The organism is Psychrobacter sp. ENNN9_III (assembly GCF_001462175.1).
Taxonomy (GTDB): Bacteria; Pseudomonadota; Gammaproteobacteria; order Pseudomonadales; family Moraxellaceae; genus Psychrobacter.
The window spans coordinates 1-18328 of record NZ_LNUO01000175.1 but is presented as its reverse complement, the minus strand read 5'-3'; the positions used below and the strand labels follow the sequence as shown (position 1 = coordinate 18328).

18 protein-coding genes are annotated in these 18328 nt (G+C 43.4%); 8 read left to right on the top strand and 10 right to left on the bottom strand.

Annotated features, from left to right (window positions below; genetic code table 11):
• Positions 1 to 45: 45 nt before the first annotated feature.
• The 4 genes from PENNN9_RS10850 (at position 46) to PENNN9_RS10835 (ending at position 4468) form a co-directional block, all read left to right on the top strand.
• On the top strand, positions 46 to 867 hold the full coding sequence (locus tag PENNN9_RS10850) for a phosphodiester glycosidase family protein (RefSeq protein ID WP_058369694.1): 822 nt from the start codon (positions 46 to 48) through the stop codon (positions 865 to 867).
• A gap of 87 nt (positions 868 to 954) precedes the next feature.
• Entirely contained in the window at positions 955 to 2046 is a 1092-nt protein-coding gene (ychF, locus tag PENNN9_RS10845) for a redox-regulated ATPase YchF (protein WP_058369693.1), read from the top strand.
• A gap of 193 nt (positions 2047 to 2239) precedes the next feature.
• The gene (locus PENNN9_RS10840) at positions 2240 to 3688 is read left to right on the top strand and encodes a deoxyguanosinetriphosphate triphosphohydrolase (RefSeq protein WP_058369692.1); all 1449 of its coding nucleotides are present in this window, start codon (positions 2240 to 2242) and stop codon (positions 3686 to 3688) included.
• Positions 3689 to 3841: 153 nt separating this feature from the next.
• A complete protein-coding gene (locus PENNN9_RS10835; RefSeq protein WP_058369691.1) occupies positions 3842 to 4468 on the top strand; it encodes a TetR family transcriptional regulator in 627 nt (208 codons plus the stop codon).
• A 30-nt stretch (positions 4469 to 4498) separates the two neighbouring features.
• Here the strand turns inward: PENNN9_RS10835 and gspK are convergent, their stop codons facing one another.
• From gspK to rsmG, 10 genes are all read right to left on the bottom strand, one after another.
• Positions 4499 to 5563, bottom strand: coding sequence for a type II secretion system minor pseudopilin GspK (gene gspK, locus PENNN9_RS10830; RefSeq protein ID WP_227511804.1), 1065 nt, complete (start codon positions 5561 to 5563; stop codon positions 4499 to 4501).
• 12 nt (positions 5564 to 5575) lie between these two features.
• Complete coding sequence (gene gspJ / locus PENNN9_RS10825) at positions 5576 to 6349, bottom strand: type II secretion system minor pseudopilin GspJ (protein WP_058369690.1); 774 nt, start codon at positions 6347 to 6349, stop codon at positions 5576 to 5578.
• Positions 6346 to 6834: a type II secretion system minor pseudopilin GspI gene (gene gspI, locus PENNN9_RS10820; protein ID WP_058369689.1), complete on the bottom strand. Its 489-nt coding sequence runs from the start codon at positions 6832 to 6834 to the stop codon at positions 6346 to 6348. Before gspI ends, gspJ begins: the two co-directional genes overlap by 4 nt.
• A gap of 3 nt (positions 6835 to 6837) precedes the next feature.
• Positions 6838 to 7710 carry a Tfp pilus assembly protein FimT/FimU gene (locus PENNN9_RS10815; protein WP_082638080.1) on the bottom strand — a complete coding sequence of 291 codons (873 nt, stop codon included), beginning with the start codon at positions 7708 to 7710 and terminating at the stop codon, positions 6838 to 6840.
• Positions 7711 to 7723: 13 nt separating this feature from the next.
• The gene (locus PENNN9_RS10810; protein WP_058369688.1) at positions 7724 to 8413 is read right to left on the bottom strand and encodes a TetR/AcrR family transcriptional regulator; all 690 of its coding nucleotides are present in this window, start codon (positions 8411 to 8413) and stop codon (positions 7724 to 7726) included.
• A gap of 312 nt (positions 8414 to 8725) precedes the next feature.
• On the bottom strand, positions 8726 to 9157 hold the full coding sequence (locus PENNN9_RS10805; RefSeq protein ID WP_058369687.1) for an ExbD/TolR family protein: 432 nt from the start codon (positions 9155 to 9157) through the stop codon (positions 8726 to 8728).
• A gap of 50 nt (positions 9158 to 9207) precedes the next feature.
• Positions 9208 to 9942 (bottom strand): MotA/TolQ/ExbB proton channel family protein, encoded by a 735-nt coding sequence (locus tag PENNN9_RS10800; RefSeq protein ID WP_082638079.1) that lies wholly within the window; start codon positions 9940 to 9942, stop codon positions 9208 to 9210.
• Positions 9943 to 10086: 144 nt separating this feature from the next.
• Positions 10087 to 11223: a ParB/RepB/Spo0J family partition protein gene (locus tag PENNN9_RS10795; protein ID WP_058369686.1), complete on the bottom strand. Its 1137-nt coding sequence runs from the start codon at positions 11221 to 11223 to the stop codon at positions 10087 to 10089.
• 135 nt (positions 11224 to 11358) lie between these two features.
• Complete coding sequence (locus PENNN9_RS10790; RefSeq protein ID WP_058369685.1) at positions 11359 to 12138, bottom strand: ParA family protein; 780 nt, start codon at positions 12136 to 12138, stop codon at positions 11359 to 11361.
• A 230-nt stretch (positions 12139 to 12368) separates the two neighbouring features.
• A complete protein-coding gene (rsmG, locus tag PENNN9_RS10785; RefSeq protein WP_058369701.1) occupies positions 12369 to 13085 on the bottom strand; it encodes a 16S rRNA (guanine(527)-N(7))-methyltransferase RsmG in 717 nt (238 codons plus the stop codon).
• A 308-nt stretch (positions 13086 to 13393) separates the two neighbouring features.
• Between rsmG and PENNN9_RS13585 the strand changes: the two genes are divergently transcribed.
• The 4 genes from PENNN9_RS13585 (at position 13394) to PENNN9_RS10770 (ending at position 18236) form a co-directional block, all read left to right on the top strand.
• Complete coding sequence (locus PENNN9_RS13585) at positions 13394 to 13933, top strand: Lon-like protease helical domain-containing protein (protein WP_319822897.1); 540 nt, start codon at positions 13394 to 13396, stop codon at positions 13931 to 13933.
• Between the two features lie 115 nt (positions 13934 to 14048).
• The gene (locus PENNN9_RS10780; protein WP_413771750.1) at positions 14049 to 16100 is read left to right on the top strand and encodes a Lon protease family protein; all 2052 of its coding nucleotides are present in this window, start codon (positions 14049 to 14051) and stop codon (positions 16098 to 16100) included.
• 304 nt (positions 16101 to 16404) lie between these two features.
• Positions 16405 to 17541, top strand: coding sequence for a helix-turn-helix transcriptional regulator (locus tag PENNN9_RS10775; protein WP_058369684.1), 1137 nt, complete (start codon positions 16405 to 16407; stop codon positions 17539 to 17541).
• 38 nt (positions 17542 to 17579) lie between these two features.
• Positions 17580 to 18236 carry a TerD family protein gene (locus PENNN9_RS10770; protein ID WP_058369683.1) on the top strand — a complete coding sequence of 219 codons (657 nt, stop codon included), beginning with the start codon at positions 17580 to 17582 and terminating at the stop codon, positions 18234 to 18236.
• Positions 18237 to 18328 lie beyond the last annotated feature (92 nt).

The window sequence follows — 18328 nt, the reverse complement described above, 5'->3', positions numbered from 1 at the left end:
TAAAAATTTATAAATAATATCCGTATTTCAAAAGTTAAGTAACTGATGCCAAATTTTGTTTTTGCCTTACCGTTGCCATTCACATTTGCACTACTCGCGTTAAGCATCAGTGCTTGTCAACCGATAGACGCTGACAAATCTAATACTAGTACGCAGAGTTGGGTGTGCCAGTCGCAAGAGTTACCCTTTACTTATAGCGCCTGTAGCATCAAGACTGAGGCATTAAATAGCGAACGCTACTCTCTACAGTTGTTTTGGCAACCCTCTAATGACTCAAAACCGCTGCTCACTTTTGCCAATTTAGTGGATACACTGCCAAAATCACAGCATTTAGTTTTTGCTATGAACGCTGGTATGTACAACGAGCGTTACGCGCCGATTGGTTACACAGTCATTGAAGGTGATGAGATTCGCGCCTTAAACTTAAATGAGGGCGGCGGTAATTTTCATTTATTACCCAATGGGGTTATGTGGTGGGATACCTCTGGCCAAGTGCAAATTAATGAAAGTAATGCTTTAGCTGAACAGCTGAGCAGTAGGGATGCAAAGCCTTGGTACGCCACGCAATCAGGGCCAATGCTAGTTATCAACGATAAGATACATCCGCAGTTTAATCCTGATAGCACCTCAAGTAAGTTTCGTAACGGAGCCGGCGTTTGTAGTGATGGCAGCATACAATTTGTCAATAGCGATGAGCCTGTGACGTTTTATCAGTTTGCATCCTTATTTAAGGATAACTTAAACTGTCCGAATGCGCTATTTTTAGATGGCGGTATTGCGTCAGCACTATATGCGCCTAGTATCGATAAACATGACAAAAAAGAGATGGGTGTGATGATTGGGGTCACTGAAACACAAGAAAATTAGCTCATCTATACGCCCGCTAACAGCTAAATTTTGCTACAATAGCGCCAATTTTTGTTCCACAATATATTAAATGATTGAGAGATTACTATGGGTTTTAACTGCGGCATCGTCGGCTTACCAAACGTAGGCAAGTCCACTTTATTCAATGCCTTAACCAAAGCGGGAATTGCCGCTGAAAACTTCCCGTTTTGTACCAAAGATCCCAACACTGGTATCGTACCGGTACCAGATCCACGCCTAAAAAAGCTGGCTGATATTGTCAATCCTGAGCGCGTATTACCAACGACGATGGAATTCGTCGATATCGCAGGTTTGGTCGCTGGCGCCTCAAAAGGTGAAGGTATGGGTAACCAGTTTTTGGCCAATATCCGTGAGACTGACGCGATCGCTCACGTAGTGCGCTGCTTTGATGATGACAATGTCGTACACGTCGATGGCCGCGTCAGCCCTATTGACGATATCGAAACCATCAACACTGAACTGGCCCTTGCTGATCTTGAAGCTGTTGAGCGCGCAGTATTTAACCTAACCAAAAAAGCCAAGGGCGGTGATAAAGACGCTGGAGCCATGCTTGATGTGTTCAAAAAGATTGAGCCGTTACTAGCAGAAGGCAAAGCGGCGCGCGCAGCAGGATTAGATAGCGATGAGAAAAAACTGATCAGAAGTTACGGTCTGATTACCTTAAAGCCTACCATGTATATTGCTAACGTGTCTGAGGATGGTTTTGAAAACAACCCTTATCTCGATGCTGTACGCGACTACGCCACGGGTGAAGACTCTATCGTAATCGCCTTATGCAACCAAATCGAATCTGAAATCGCGCAACTGGATGAAGATGACAAAAAAGATTTCTTAGAAGATATGGGCATGGAAGAGGCAGGTTTGGATCAAGTGATTCGCGGTGGTTATGACTTACTCGATATGCAGACTTACTTTACCGCTGGCGTGAAAGAAGTGCGTGCTTGGACTGTCGCTATTGGTGCAACAGCGCCGCAAGCGGCGGGCGTGATTCATACTGATTTTGAGCGTGGTTTTATCCGCGCTGAGGTCATCGCTTATGATGATTTTATCGAATATAACGGCGAAAAAGGGGCTGCTGCCGCTGGTAAATCACGCCTAGAAGGCAAAACCTACATTGTACAAGATGGCGACGTAATGCATTTCCGCTTTAACGTCTAAGTATCCCAACAGTATAAGCATTTTGCCTGCTTTCTGACTTACACAGTCTTAGCATAGTACAACCAAAAGTCAGCCTTCGCGCTGGCTTTTTTTATTATACTGATTTAACGGATGTCAAAATACATCGCATATTTTTATAAAGCACATCTCAAAAGACGATAATGTTAATGACAATAATAATGGAATATAAACTATGGTTGTTCATTTTAATAAGCTTACCACCCCAGCCGATCATTGGGCACGATTATTCACCGCACAGCGATTAGGTAGTGTAAAACCAGCCCCTGTCCAAGACAGTGCTCGCTCCTCCTTTCATAAAGACTATGATCGCTTAGTGTTCTCACATTCTTTTCGTCAGCTGAATCAAAAAACTCAAGTCCACCCATTAACCAATCAGCTAGGCATTCATACGCGCCTGACTCACTCTTTAGAAGTGTCTTGTATTGGGCGCTCGTTAGGAATCATGGCAGCAGAAAAGCTTCATGATAAATTAGGCAATGGCTTGCCTGCAGGTGTCACGCCAGCAGATGTAGGCGTCATCGTGCAAGCTGCCTGTCTTGCTCATGATATTGGCAATCCACCTTTTGGCCATGCTGGTGAGTACGCCATTCGTGATTGGTTTATGCACCCTGATCGCCAAACCATCTTGCAAAATATCAGCAACGACGAGCGTCTTGATCTGTTTGCCTATGAAGGCAATGCACAAGGGTTTCGCCTATTGGTGCGTAATGAGCATCATCCTGACCTAGGCGGTATGCGCCTAACCTGCGCGACTTTGGGCGCATTTATGAAATACCCATGGCTAGCAACGCATAGCAATCCTATAAATAGCACTCTAATAAACAGCAACCAGCATCAAAACACTTATCAAAACCACCCTATCCCTAAAATACAAAAATTTGGCTGCTTTTATAGTGAGGCTGTACAGTTAGAACAATTGGCGGACTGTTTGCAATTGCCACGCTCAGAGCAACACGCTGGCTTTGCTCGTCATCCACTGGCTTACTTGTTAGAGGCTGCAGACGATATCTGCTATGCGCTTATAGATCTAGAGGATGGAATCAATTTAAATATGCTCACCCATCATGAGGTGGCGACGATATTTTATGAGTTGATTGGCGAGCGTCCTAGTAGTATTGATTTACCTGCCCATCTCTCTGTCCGACAGAGCCTAGCCTCACTGCGAGCACGTGCAATGATGCGCTTGGTCAACACTGTGACCGATGCTTTTGTGGTAAATAGCGATAGGTTGCTAGCTGGAACCCTCAATGGCAGTCTATTTGCGCATTGTGATGCAAGTGTGCAAAATGGTATCAATCAAGCCAAGCAGTTAGCGCGCGAACGGATATTTAATCATCCAAGTAAAGTTCGCATGGAGCTTATGGCGAACCAGTGCTTGCATCGTCTACTTGATTCATTTATGCCATTGGCATGGACAGCACATACAAGCGCGTCGAAACCTTTTGAGCAGCAACGCCTATTAAGCTTGTTACAGCCCCATCTTGATGAAAACAGACGCATACTGACAGATGATATTTATCATAATATTCTAAATATTTTAGATTTTATTACTGGTATGAATGATCATGAAGCTTATAGGTTGGCGCAAGAGTTGCAGGGTCATTGGGGTACAATGGTTTGACAATCTCGCTGTCAGTATCAACGCTGACCGCGTATTTCATTCGTATTTTTGCGTTGAAATGAGTATGATAAACATCTATTAGGTAATTTTGAAATATTATGAGCAGTCGCGAACAAAAAAAAGCTTCAAACCCGGCGAGCATTTTTTAATGCAGTGTTAGACTTATGCATCACTGGGCAATCATTTAGCTCCATTAGTCTTAGACAAGTAACTCGTGAAGTTGGTGTGGTGCCGACTGCCTTTTATCGTCATTTTGATGACATGGAATCACTAGGTGAAGCATTAGTTGTTGAAGAGCTAGGCGGTACCCTTGCTATCTTACGTGATGGTCTACAGATCGGTCGCAAACGCAGTTTTGATCGTCAAATTGCAAAAAGCATTCAATTGTTTTTACAAACCGTCAATGCACAGCCTCGTTATTGGCAGTTTTTGGTCAGTGAGCGCTTTGGCGGCTCAGAAGCTGTCCGTAAAGCCATCAGCAATCTAATAAAAATGCATGGAAAAATCTTGGGAGAGGATTTAGCACTGCAACCTGCTTTTACGCACATCAACGATTATGACCGGCGTCTACTGGCCGAAGCTGGGGTCAATATGTTTTTTTCTTGGATTATTGATTGGTTGGAACTCACCTATTCTGAAGAACATGATGATGAGATGAATCCGGCAGAAATCGAAGAGAAAAAACAATTAATGCTACACAACTGTACACGCCAAGCGCAAATGTTGTTCTATGGTGCTTATAATTGGAAATCAAGTGAAAAGACGCAGCTTAATGATTAACAATGCATTCTTGAATAATGTTACTGGTTGTTAAAAACTAGGACGAAATGCCCATAAGCGCTGTGCTACGACTGTTACTGTCTTAGCCTCCCTGTTATTACCGCTGGTATTACTAGCATCATTGTTGCTAGCACCATTATTATTTATATCGTCGTCATCATTTTCAGAGTTCGTTTTACTGATTAATACCGTTGCATACCGCTGCGGCGCGATGTCTACATCGCTATTGCCAGTTGCGGTAATGAGCGCTCTGAACGCTTGACTATCTACCGCTAATAACGACTCAAACCCTTGACGCTCTTCAGTACCCATACTGATAAATGGTGGTAGCTGCCATAAATCATCAACAGAGACCAATACTTGTTGTGCACGCAGATCTGTCAGGGTTTGCATCTGCTGTGGGGTCGCCTCATCCATCAACGCAGCTAACAGTACGGGGCTTGCTGTATTGATATTAATTGGCACAAAATAAGGGACCGCGGTAATATACGGACGCAAAATTGCCAATGTATCAGCGTTTACCCCGTGTACCTCTTGGAGTTGATCGATACTAACCAATGATTGATTGGGCAATGCTTTATTTGCACGAATATTGGTTTGCTCGCCATATAAAACACTCTCATCACCGCCATCGTTATAAATTTCATTGTCTGGGTCTTGCCAGTCAAGTACCGCGATCGCGATTTCAGGCTCTAGGTTTAACTGGGTTAACAAACGCTGAAATATCTCCAATGCATCGGTATCGGCTGCGTCATCATGATAAAGATTATTGATATTAAAACGACTGGCTTCATCGCGCAACGCGATAGTGATACTATGCGACCCTAAAGTATAAGGCGGCAACGGCTGCGCCCAAATATCTTGCATGCTATCGTTATCATTTAGCTTATCATCAGCGCGAATAATGGTAATCGCTAGCTGCTTCCCTGCTTCTAAGTCTTGTAGTAACTGATCTTGATTAAATAGTAGCCCACTGCGACGAATAACGATTTTTTGGCTCGCAAGCATTGCCCCTGCTACCACTGTAATACTGACAACCAAAAGCAAGATGGTCAATAAAGCCACGCCGCGCTGGGAGTCTGCTGTCATTGTCATAAGCGCCTCCTATTATTGGCCGTTTGTCATGTTATCAGGATCATTTTCGTTATCGCTATTACCGCCTATATTCGTATCAAGCCCACTACTATTAACTGGCAGAGGTTGCGGCGCGAGCGCCCATTGCCATGTAATCGGCATATCTTGATAAGTAAAACTCATACCTACCCCTTTAGGGAGTAAGACAGTCTCCGCTTCATCTATATTAGGATTATCGCTATTATTGTTATTAATCTGTTGCTTACCTGCGCTAGGGAAGTCGTTACTTACTTCAGGTAAATAGGCCTGCCAGCGCGCTGCTGTGACACCACTGAGCAGTATTGTATCTAGGCTGACGCTATCAGCCCCACTTTCGATACTGTTATATTGTCGCCGGATAAGACGTTGATCTGTAAAGACATACTCAACACGCTGTAAGCTTGGACTGGTTTGGTAGCGCGGATCGGGATCAGCAAAACGCACAAAACTAAGCTGCTCACCGTTTAAACTCATAAAAGGTTCAGCAGCTATAGAGTCTTGCTCGCTATTGGTATTGGTATTTAGATTGGAGCCGTTCGCGCTACTATTTTGCGTAGAAGGTGCTTGATAAGCAATGATTTGACCCATGTCTTGTTGCAACTGCAAATACGCATATTGTAAGACCGCCAGCTGATCGGCATGGAACTGTGCCCGCTCGCGAGCACGGTTAACCCCATCAAACACCTGCCACCCTGCGACGGCAAGCATTGCAAATATTGCCATCGCGACCATCAGCTCAAGTAAGGTAAAGCCGCGTTGCTGCCTCACAAGTTACCTCCACTTGGATTTAAACTACTCAGATCTAAGCTACCGACATCTTGTTCTGCATTGCCTAAGATCACATCGATATCTGTTACCGCTGAGCGCACTTGTCCATCAATGATAGGGGCAACACTGATATTTACTTCCTTGAGCGCTGGCGACAACGTATTATTAACGGTCATGGCTACTTGCCACGTACGGCCTTGGGCGTCCATCGTTTGCGTGCTATTGGCTGTCAACCACGACTCTTGAATCCGTAAATCAGCCGCGGCGTTTTGTGCCACAAAGTGTGCAAGCGTGCGTGTACGTAGTACCTCAACCGAGCTTAGATATGCACTACTGGCACGGCTAGCGGCAACAGCAACCACCGCTAGTATTGCAAGCGCCACCATCACTTCAATCAGCGTAAATCCACCTTCACGCTTGACAAGCGAGGTTTGGCTTGTGCTATGTGTTGCCATGTGCGCTGTTGGTTTACTTCTCTTTACCATCTGCTACAGTCCCTGCCCTATCGTCATACTACCATCCGGCATGATAGTGATGACTTCTCCGACCAATCGTGACTGATGACGCACCTCAATCGTGACAGAAGTTGCTTGCCCAGTACCAAACCACAATACCTGCGGCACTGCTTGCCCATTAAACCAAGGCTGTAAAATTTGGGTGGACTCAAGCCCTGATGTATTGTTTGCCTGTAGACTTTGAATGCTTAAGCTGACCCCATCTGGCATTTCTGGCAATGTGACTTCCGTCTCCAGCTCCCAGCTGGGCGTTGGTTGGTTATCGCCATTAGCGCCCGACATACCGGATAAATCTGCAGACAACTCCATTGCGTTTTTGGGCGTACTATCATCGTTACTTGGCGTGACTGATTGGGTCTGATAGCTAATATAAGGGTTTGATAAACTCATAATAACGGGCGACACTTGACCTTGCTTGTCTGCTTGTAAGCTTAAACCCATCGGCTGCATACGCTCAGCTGCCAGTAGTCTGACATAGCTTAATGAGTCAGTAAGATGCTCATAAAAGGCGCGGTTTTTTCGGGATTCACTACTTCCGACTGACACAGCAATCATGCCAGCAAATATAGATAAAATAACCATGACCACCATGATCTCGACTAGGGTAAAACCAGTCTGCGGACGCGCTAGTATTGGCAATACAGTTTTTGAAGAAAGTGCTTGATTGGGTAATGCTTGGAAATGTTTTTTTTGCGAATAGCTTTTTTGAGAATGCTTAGGAGAATTGCGACAACAATGACTCAACTTTATAGCTGAGTCGTTGCCCAGGTCAAATGGCTTATACTTTGGGGGGTAAAAAGCGTGCTCGACCACTGAGCTGGACTGAGTCTTGGCAGTGATCGGCATGTTATACCTATTATCAATAAGTCGTATTACGATGTTCTTCTGATTCTGTATCAATTTGCTCAACCAATTCTTGCATGTCCTCATCCAATACATCTTGGTCCGTCGCATCAGCTGGATAATGACTGGGCAACTCAAGCATCTGCTGCACAAAGACATAACGTAGCGTATCGCGGCGACCTAAATAACGCTGATAAAAACTGGAGTTTAACAGCCCCGCCCCGCCTTGACCCATCGCCCAAATGGAAGACAAGTAATCACGAGTGCTCAAACTACTACGCTCATCTTTTAGATAAATGCTGATAATATCCAGCAAACGCTTCATACGCTGGCGGCGAATATCATATAGCTCACCGAACAGGCGATTGAGACCAGTCACCGAAGCTGCCAGACGTTCTTCTATTTGATTGAGCAGCATGGCTTTTTGCGGGTTGAGCAGCTGCTGAAATATCATCCGCGCGATCCCTGCTGATGGACAATCATCAATACGGTTTATCTCAAACAGTTGCTCTTCATAACGAATAATAATACGCAGATACAGCTCATCTTTACTCGAAAAATGCTTATATAGCGTCCCTTTTGCCAAATCTAGTTGATCGGCCAAACTGTCTAAAGTGATATCACCGTCGCCTGACTCAAGTAATAATTGCTCAGCCATCGCTAAGATATTCTCTTCGCGCGCTTTAAACTGATGTTGACGACTCATAATCTCTCCTAAAACTTGGCCAAAATAAGCACGTGACCGTATTACGATAACCAGTACAGTAAAATGGTAATGTCAGTATAAAAATGCATGAAAACTATAATGAATTATAAATAACTACTATACTTATTTTCGCTTAATGTAGTTGATACTGAATAAGACCGATACGTTGTAACATGATACGCAACTGGTATAGATTTTTTTGCTTGCCGTGTCTATGCTGATAGAGGCTGCAAAAAATTTATACCAGTCTCGCTGTATCGTTTTTATAGCGAATTAACTATAGTAATGAAAAAATAAATAGCTCACCACTGCCTACTGCGGCAGTGTTTGACCGAGCGGCATAACGGTACTGATATTCAAATTCAAAAAGCCCAATTTGCCCGCAATATCCATCACTTTTACCACAGATTGATGGGTAGCGTTGGCATCGGCAGCGATAACAAACAAGATATCACGCTCACTGCCTGCTTCTTGTTGCAACATATTAGTCAGCTCAGCCTCACTATTGTTAGCAAGGCTCATACCATTTACCATATACCTGCCATCTTCTTGTACAGCCACCTCAATACTAGTGGTTTGCTCGACAAGTGCGACACCTTCAGCTTCAGGCAGAACTATATTTAAGCGGCTAAAGTGATTAAATGATGTTGCTAATAACAAAAACACGATCAAAAACAGTAAGCAGTCAATCATGGGTGTTAAGTTGATTTCTAGTGGTTCAACGGTAGGCTTTCTAAAACGCATGGCTAATTCTCTGATGACGTAAGGCTAGAAGGCGAAAATACAAGTATCTTCTATGCAGGTTGGTGCGTATTTTCAGTATCAAACCCCGATGTATCACCTAACTGTTCAACGTCTGTATGCTGGCTTTTTACCATCGCAGCGAACGGTTTGTTGAGCGATAAATGAGCATCAGCCAATAACTGGTAGTCATAAAGCTCTTGAATCATAAGTCCAGCTTCAGTCTCAAACCTAGCATTAATATCTACAATCCGGCGCTGAAAATAGCGATAAGCGACGAGCGCTGGTATTGCAACGACCATACCAGCCGCCGTTGTAATCAAAGCTTGCGAGACACCAGCGGCCAGTAAAGTAGGATCCTGCATTGCCCCATCCGTAATGGCTAAGAATGAAGATATGATACCCAGCACAGTACCCAATAGACCAAGTAGTGGAGCAATTGCTCCTATTGTACCGAGCATATTGATGTTTTTTTCGAGCTGATGTATCTGTACACTGGCTCTATTTTGCATGTGCATAGTCATTGAGTCTAGACCATACTGACGATATACCAATCCTGTCGCTAAGATATCACCCAATGGGGTTCTTTCTTTAACATTCATTAACTGAGTGCGGCCAATAGCGCCATTTTCACGTAGGCGCGTTATTAGCTGTTCACGTAATCTGCCAGGTACGATTTTACTAAACTGTAGCGTACTGCTGCGCTCAATGATAATGATAAGTGCAACTATCGAACATATGACGATTGGCATCATCAACCAACCACCTGCTTTTACCAATTCCCACATAATGACTCTCTTGTATACTGTTTAACATGTCCAAAAGCTTGCGACCATTATGTAATGAAAGTCATTTATAGCTCACTATGTAAGTAAAAAACTTACATAGTGATTAAGTATATTGTCTTTAGTACGTCAGTTTAAATAAGTGCATTAGCGCTGCGCTTCTAGCTGTTTGATTAACGCTGCAAGCTCATCTTGATTGTGAAAAAATATCTCTACACTACCCTGACCATCTTTTTTGTGCTTGAGTTTTACTTCTGCCCCTAACATATCTGTTAGGTGCTGCGTTAAACGCTCAGCATCGTGAGACTGTGATTTTTCAGTACGATCGGCTTTGGATACAGGATTTAAGATTGACTTGACCAGCTTTTCAGCTTCTCTTACAGTCATCCCACCATCAATAATTTTTTGTGCAATGATAGGCTGCTGCTCAGAGGATAACGCCAATAGTGTGCGCGCATGTCCCATGTCTAAAGCGTTATTTGCCAGATGATCTTTTACCGCGTCATGCAACTGATTGAGACGTAGTAAATTTGATACCGTCGTTCGCGCTTTGCCTACCACATCTGCAATCATTGCATGACTCATGCCAAATTCAGTATGAAAGCGCTGTAATGCTGCTGCTTGCTCAATGACTGACAAATCTTCGCGCTGAATATTTTCGATCAATGCAAGTGCAATCGCCAGCTCATCAGATAAAGCGCGTTCAATCGCTGGAATAACTGGTTTACCTGCCATTTTTGCTGCACGCCAACGACGCTCGCCTGCGATGATTTCGTGAGTCACATCGACTGTACTTTTGTCCTCATTTGCAAGCAGCGGTCGGATCACAATTGGCTGCATCACTCCATGTTGCTCGATCGAAGATGCAAGCTCTGCTAACGCCGTTTCGCTCATGTCGCGTCGCGGTTGATATTTACCCGCTTGCAGTTGAGTCACTGCAATTTGCACCAAACTGATCTGATCTTCAGTGGTGCTGTTGTCTGTTGCGTCACTTATGGTTCTAGTGTTTTTTTTGGGATAATGACGGGCTTTTGTACTGTTGCGAGTAGTACGTTCACTTGTATCCGTAGCTACTTTTTTATCATTTTTTGTCGTCTGAGCTTTGCTCGGGGTAACAGATGATTTTGGCATCTGAGCAATAGAAGTAGCAGCGACCGTTTCGTCATCATCATATATAACGGTATCGTCTTGCAAAGCAGAGGCGGTAATTTGCTTTTCTTTTTTGATTGATCCTAATAAGGCATCTAAACCTCGATTGGCAGCCAATCCTCGTTTTTTCGCCATGATTACCTATCCTCTAACGCTAAATAAAGCCAAATGATTATTAATAAATGCTCGCTGATAAATACGCGACTTAGTACTTTATCGCCCAGCCAGCTGATGATTACGTTTGCTATATCTTCTTAATGTTAGCCTCTACTAGCGGCTTTGTTTGATCACTTCAGCTGCCAGTTTTTGATACGCGCGCGCCCCTTTTGACCATCGCTCATAGGCAATCACTGGTAGTCCATGCGCAGGTGCTTCAGCCAAGCGAATGTTTCTTGGAATATGAGTTTTGTACATAATATCGCCAAAGTGAGCTTCAAGTTCGGCCGACACATCACGCGCCAACGTATTGCGTGCATCAAACAATGTTCTTACCACCCCTCGAATATATAATTTGGGGTTAAGCTCAGTTAGGCGTTCAATCGTTTGTGATAAATCAGCCAAACCTTCTAATGCATAATACTCACATTGCATTGGAATAATGACGCCATCGGTCGCTACCAAAGCGTTGATCGTCAACAGGTTTAAACTTGGGGCACAATCCATAACGACATAATCGTAGGGCCCTTCTTCAGAGCCAGATTGGGCATTTATTAAGTTAGTCATTGCAGTCTGTAACAGCTCATGACTGTTGGTTTGTCCCATTAACGTGACGTCCATACCCGCTAACTCACGATTAGCACCGATCACATCAAAACCTGCTGGGCTCATAACAGTAGCATCTTGTAGTGACACATCATCAAGTAGGACGTCTGCTATTGTCAACTCTAAATCGTTTTTATCTATACCAGTACCACTAGTAGCATTACCTTGTGGATCCAAATCAATCAGCAGTACGCGCTTACGCTTCGCCGCCAAACTGGCAGTCAGGTTTACTGCCGTTGTCGTTTTGCCAACGCCACCTTTTTGATTTGCAATTGCTATGATTTCCATACACTTACTCAATTTGATTAAGGTCTGTTGCTTGTTTTTGCTCTAACAGTCTTTAACTTTGCATTTTTATTATCATGTTTCACAAATAATCTGTTCATAATTTATTATAGGCTATAAAAAACAATGCTAGAGAGCCTTATAAAATTAGGGTCTTACGCTTTAATCATTATGCTAAATCTGAACCAAACTGGCTATGAAAAATGTTTCATAGCTACTGATGTGCCCATAGCTTAGACACTTTTGACAGATAATTCAATCAAATGACGACTATCATGCAAACGTGGCACTTTTAGAATAATGGTTTTAATTTGCCATTCTCCTTCTAAAACTTGTAGCTCATCGTCCGTTGGCGTCTTACCTTTCATAGCGCACAATCGACCACCATTCGCTAACCGCGGCTGCGCCACTTCAACAAAGTCTGTTAAGCTTGCAAATGCTCTAGAAGTGACCACTTCATAAGTAGCTTCATGGGCTTCAATACGTGCAGCAATTGGTTGTACATTATTCAAACCAAGCTCACTACTGATTTGCTTAATAAAACGAATTTTTTTCTGGTTACTATCGAGTGCAGTACACGAGCGTTCAGGCTGACAAATCGCAATAATAACCGCAGGCAACCCCGCTCCTGTACCGATATCTAGCAGTGCGCCTGGTGGCAAATGCGGTATAATAGCCAAACAATCAATGACATGCTTAATCAAGGCTTCTACCGGATCAGTAATCGCGGTCAGATTATACGCTTTATTCCATAATAAAAGCTGATCTAAGTACAATAATAACGTGCGCTGCTGCGTTTGGCTCAACGTTAGATCAAGCTCTTGCACTGCTTGAGCCAAGATATTGGCCAGCATCAGTAACTGCTTACCAAGTTTTGTAAAACCAGTAGCATCTATACTGATATTGTCTACGCTAGTAGAAGGCAGAGAAGTTTTGACAGAAGCTGACATACGACGAATCATCCAGTTTTGGCATGTGAACCTTTTATTTTATCATGCAGGTTACATATTGAATAGTTGCAGATTGCGCTAATGTCCATCATCTTATACTATCGGCGCTAGGATTAGACCGTTATTTATTTTTATATCCTTAGATAGGATTACTTTTTTATTGTTACTGGTACTATGACCTGTATTTGTATGATACAAAATTGACGTCAATGACCGATTTAAAATATCAAGACATCTTGTAAGATGTCGCTATTACAACTTATCCCTTTCACCTTATAAATTCTTATACAACGACTGACCATACGCCTATGACTGAACAGCCTACTGCCTGTACAACGCAACCTTCGGATGATAATGAATTGATGACGACAACTACTGTTGTGACAGACCCTATATTAGCAAAAGTAAAAAATACAGAAGAAAAACAAGATGCCTCATCGCCCCATCCGATATTTAGAGCGGTTAATCAGCGCTGTCTTATCACCGCTAAGCAATTGAAGCGTTATAGTGCTGCTGATATCTTGCCTACTGACACCCGTACTGCGCCTGATTTGGATATTGGTTTTGGGCAAAAGCGGGCGCTCAAAGCATTGCACACTGCACTTGATATAAAAGCCAGTGGCTATCACGTCTTTGCTGCTGGCGAAAATGGACTTGGCAAACGTACCATTATCAGCCGTTTTTTGCAGCATATCGCTATGGATGCACCAACGCCAGATGACTGGGTCTATGTGCACAATTTTACCGATCCTCGTACACCTTTAGCGATACGATTGCCTGCTGGACAAGCAGTATTATTACAACAGCAAGTTAGCGACTTGTGGACACAGGCAAAAAAAACGCCTTAGTCAACGTTTTCGTAGTGACCAGTATCAAAGCAAGATCGAAGCGATCAAAAATGACACGCACCAAAAAGAGAGCCTTGCTTACGACGCCCTAAATGCTGAAGGTAAACAATATGACTTGGCATTGACGTTTCGCTCATTTGATAATAAAGCGATGTTTGTGCATCCAAGTCAATTGCCTATAGAGGAAAGTGATAAAACGACTTCTTCTACCTTTAAACCTGCGTTCACTGATACGACTGAGCCAAAAAACACGGCAACACAAAGTGATTATGAGTCTGAGCTGAATGGCTTTACACACAAAAATCACATGCAAAAGCGTCTTAGCCAGCTCACTATCGCTTTAGAAAAGCTAGAGGATGAGGCGAATGACGCAATAGAAGCGCTACATCGTAGTATTGCTCGCCGTGCGTTAAAACCCTTATTTGCTCCCATACAAGAGCAGTTCATTAAGCTTCCAGATGTTATCAGTTATCTTGATGCGATATTCGCTGATATGGTGACCCATGTAGAGCGTATCGTTAATGGCGATGATGAAGAGTTTATTCCTGCTGTACTAGCAACCACCCCTAGCCGTTACGCTGTCAATGTTATGGTGAGTCATGAGCCTGAGAGCGGCGTACCAGTCGTATTTGAAGACTTACCTACTCATCTTAATTTGTTGGGTCATGTCGAGCAAATTACTCAATTGGGCACAGTGACCACCGATGTCAGTATGATACGAGCTGGCGCACTACATCGAGCGAATGGCGGTTACCTACTCCTTGAAGCCAGTCATGTACTTGAGCACCCCTATGCTTGGCAAGGTCTAAAACGTGCTCTACAATCACGAAAAATTAAACTATCCAGCCTTGAGCAAATGCTCACTTTAACAGGCAGTTTATCGTTAGCTCCGATGCCAATCGATCTTGATGTTAAAGTAATTTTGCTTGGAGAAGCAGATTTATATTATGAACTACTGGAACTAGAGCCAGAGTTTGATGCTGTGTTCAAAGTACGTGCTGATTTCCATGATGATGTGACACGTACAGCTGAGCATGAGCTGGCGTTGGTCGCCAAAATGGCGGATATTATCGATTATGCCAATCTATATCCTTTTAATAATAGTGCACAAGCGGCTCTTCTTGAGCATTTAAGCTTACAAGCTGAAGATCAAGACCGTCTTAGCCTACACAGCGATCGTCTCATCAAGCTCTTACACGAGTCGAACCGTCATGCCCGTCTGAGCGAAAAAAGCATCGTCGACGCCAGTCATGTCGCTCAAGCTATCAGTGATATGGATGAGCGCTCAGGATATTTGCGTGATCTATACTGGGATGAGTTAAAAAACGGCCAACAGCTCATCAATACTCAAGGTGAGGCTGTCGGTCAAGTCAACGCCCTTACTGTCGTCAGCTATGCTGATAGTGAGTTTGGTATGCCAGCTCGTCTTACTGCTTTGATTCAACCCAATATTGGTGCTGGTGAGATTCTCGATATCGAGCGTGATGTTGATTTGGGCGGCAGTTTACATGCCAAAGGCATGTTGATTATGACCAGCTACTTACGTGCGCTATTTAGTCAACATCATGCGCTAAACTTTAGCGCTTCTTTAGCCTTTGAACAAAGCTACGCTCATATTGATGGCGATAGCGCGACAGTCAGTGAAGCTTGCGCGCTCCTCTCAGCTTTAGCGAACGTACCTATCAACCAATCCTTTGCTATTACAGGCTCCATGAATCAGTTGGGTGAAGTACAGGCAGTCGGCGGCATTAATGCCAAAATAGCAGGTTTTTTTGATGCTTGTCGCGAGCAAGGTATGACTGGGCAACAGGGAGTAGTAATACCCATGGCTAATGTCAGCCAATTAATGTTGCGAGACGATATTATTGCTGCGGTCAAGGCAGGCAGCTTTTCTATTTATGGCGTGTATACAATCAGTGAAGCCTTGACACTGATGACAGGCTTGCCTATCGATACAATGAATAAAAAAGGTCGTTATCGCAAAGATACCTTATTTGGTAAAGTCTTGCGTCGATTGATGATATGGGACGACAATCAAGATATAGGTGAGCCTATTGAGGACAAAGAATCTAAAAAGAAAGCCAACAAAAAACGTAAGTCTAAACTCCGTAAGAAAAAAGATAAACAAAAACAGCGTAAAAGCGAGAACGTTGATGATGGTCAATGATGACGAAAATCGAGTATCGCCCTCTTTGATAATCGCTTGCTCTCATGCTTTTTGCTAAAACTCTCTTAGTAGAACGTCTAGTAAAATTATCGAATAACAATCTTCAAAGGCCAAACTTAAACCTTCTAGACGCTTAAGCTATTTTCTGCGATGATAAACGTCTTTTATGCCAAACAAGCTATGTCTTAACATGTTACTGTCTTAGTTTGATACTAGGTCTTAATGTGTTACTAGTTAGTATGACACTAGACAATCAAGAACAATCATTCGACACTATGACAGACTCTATATAGGTTATCTCTCAATGACTGCGCAAAACGCTAATGCAACAGATCTCTCTACCTCTAACGCTCCTGATGAGCAGACAGAACAGCCTGTTTTATCAGCCACTGAAGGATCCGAGAATCTAGCGAACGATACAGCGGCTAGCCGTCATGGAGCGGCGACTACTGCGCGGCAATGGCAAGTGTTATCCCAGCTCCAGCGTAACCGCTGGGTGGGCACGACACATATTTATGAGCAGCTCAAGCTTGCTGGGTTTGATATTAGCTTACGTACAGTACAAAGAGATTTGAACGCTTTGGCCAAACGTTTCCCAATTGAAAAAAACAACGCCAACCCGCAAGGCTGGCGCTGGAAAGACGATGCTCCATTGCAAAGCTTGCCACATATGAACCTATCGCAAGCAGTTGCCTTTAATATGGTGGAAGCCAATCTTACTCAGCTACTTCCGCCAGCTATTTTAGATGAGCTATTCCCATGGTTTGATTTGGCGCGGCGACAGCTTAAAAACAGCAAAGTCACACATTCATGGTTAGATCGCGTACGTATTGAAACAGCAACTCAGCCATTGATTGCACCGCATATTGACTTGGACAGTAAAGATAACATTTATCATGCGCTGTTTTATCAACTACAGATTAAAGCCTGTTATACACGTAGTAATAAGTCAGAGGCCAGTGAGTATGTCTTAAACCCTATTGCTATCATTCAACGTGGCGTGATTATCTATTTGCTCGCTACTCGAACTGATGATCCAAAAGCCATTATCCGCACCTTTGCGCTACATCGATTCGCTAGTGTTGAAATATTAGATAGCACAGCAGTGACACCAGATGACTTTCACTTAGACAGCTATCTGGACGCCGGTAGCATGGGCTTTACCCATCCTTTATTGAGTCAGCTACCTGAGCGGGGTAAGAATACCCCCATTGAACTGCGCTTTACCAAAAGAGCTGGCAAAAGCCTGACCGAAAGTAAACTGAGTGATGATCAAATCGTGGTATTTAATGACGACGATACCTTGACGATTCATGCGACTGTCAATCTGACCTCACAACTGGTTTGGTGGCTGCGCGGTTTTGGAAAAGGCTTATTAGACGCCAAACCGCCGCTTCTTTATCAAGTAGTGTTGGATAAAACAACAGATAACGAGCAATAAATCAACCAATAAAAATTTGAGTATAAACAAGGAGTACCATGTCATCTACCGTCTCAACACCGTTACTTTCAGAGAGCTTAAGCACGTTAGGCTTGACTGCCGATATGTTGTTTTTTTCGCTGAATTACGAGTTTACCAAAACCGAAACCAAAGGTATGATGAAGCGCTTTAAAAAGGGTCAAAGCGCAATAGATATCGATATAGCTTGCGTACTATACGATGAGAATTGTACGATCAGTGATATAGTCTGGTTTAAGCAACTGCGAGATAAAGCTGAGTCTATCCGTCATCAAGGCGATAGTCTAAATGGCAAAGATCGTGGTGAGCAAGCGTTGTATAATGCGCCAATGGATCAAGAACAGATTCGTCTGTATCTAGATAAGATACCAGCTCATATCAGTCATATAGGCCTGCTTGCAAGCTCATACCATGGAGAACCATTCGGCAAGGTAAAGGCTGGTGAAGTCCATCTAAGCGATGATGAAGGTAACTATGCGTTTGAAGTCAACCTAAAACAACTGCCGCGTGATTGCAGTGCAGTTTGGGTCGCAGGTTTGCGCCGTGAAGTTGATGATTGGCACTTAACCTTGCAAAACCTACCTCTCTCTGAAACTGACTTGCAAAAAGCAGCTCAACAAGTCGCCCATGAACTGGCGCGTGCTTTGCCTATCCCAGCATCGCATGCTACCAATTGAAGCGCACAATGATGTTAAGACAAACGCTATGTTAGATTCAAGTCAATAACAGTATTTTAAATTAAAAAAGGCGATAAACTATTCACTAGTTT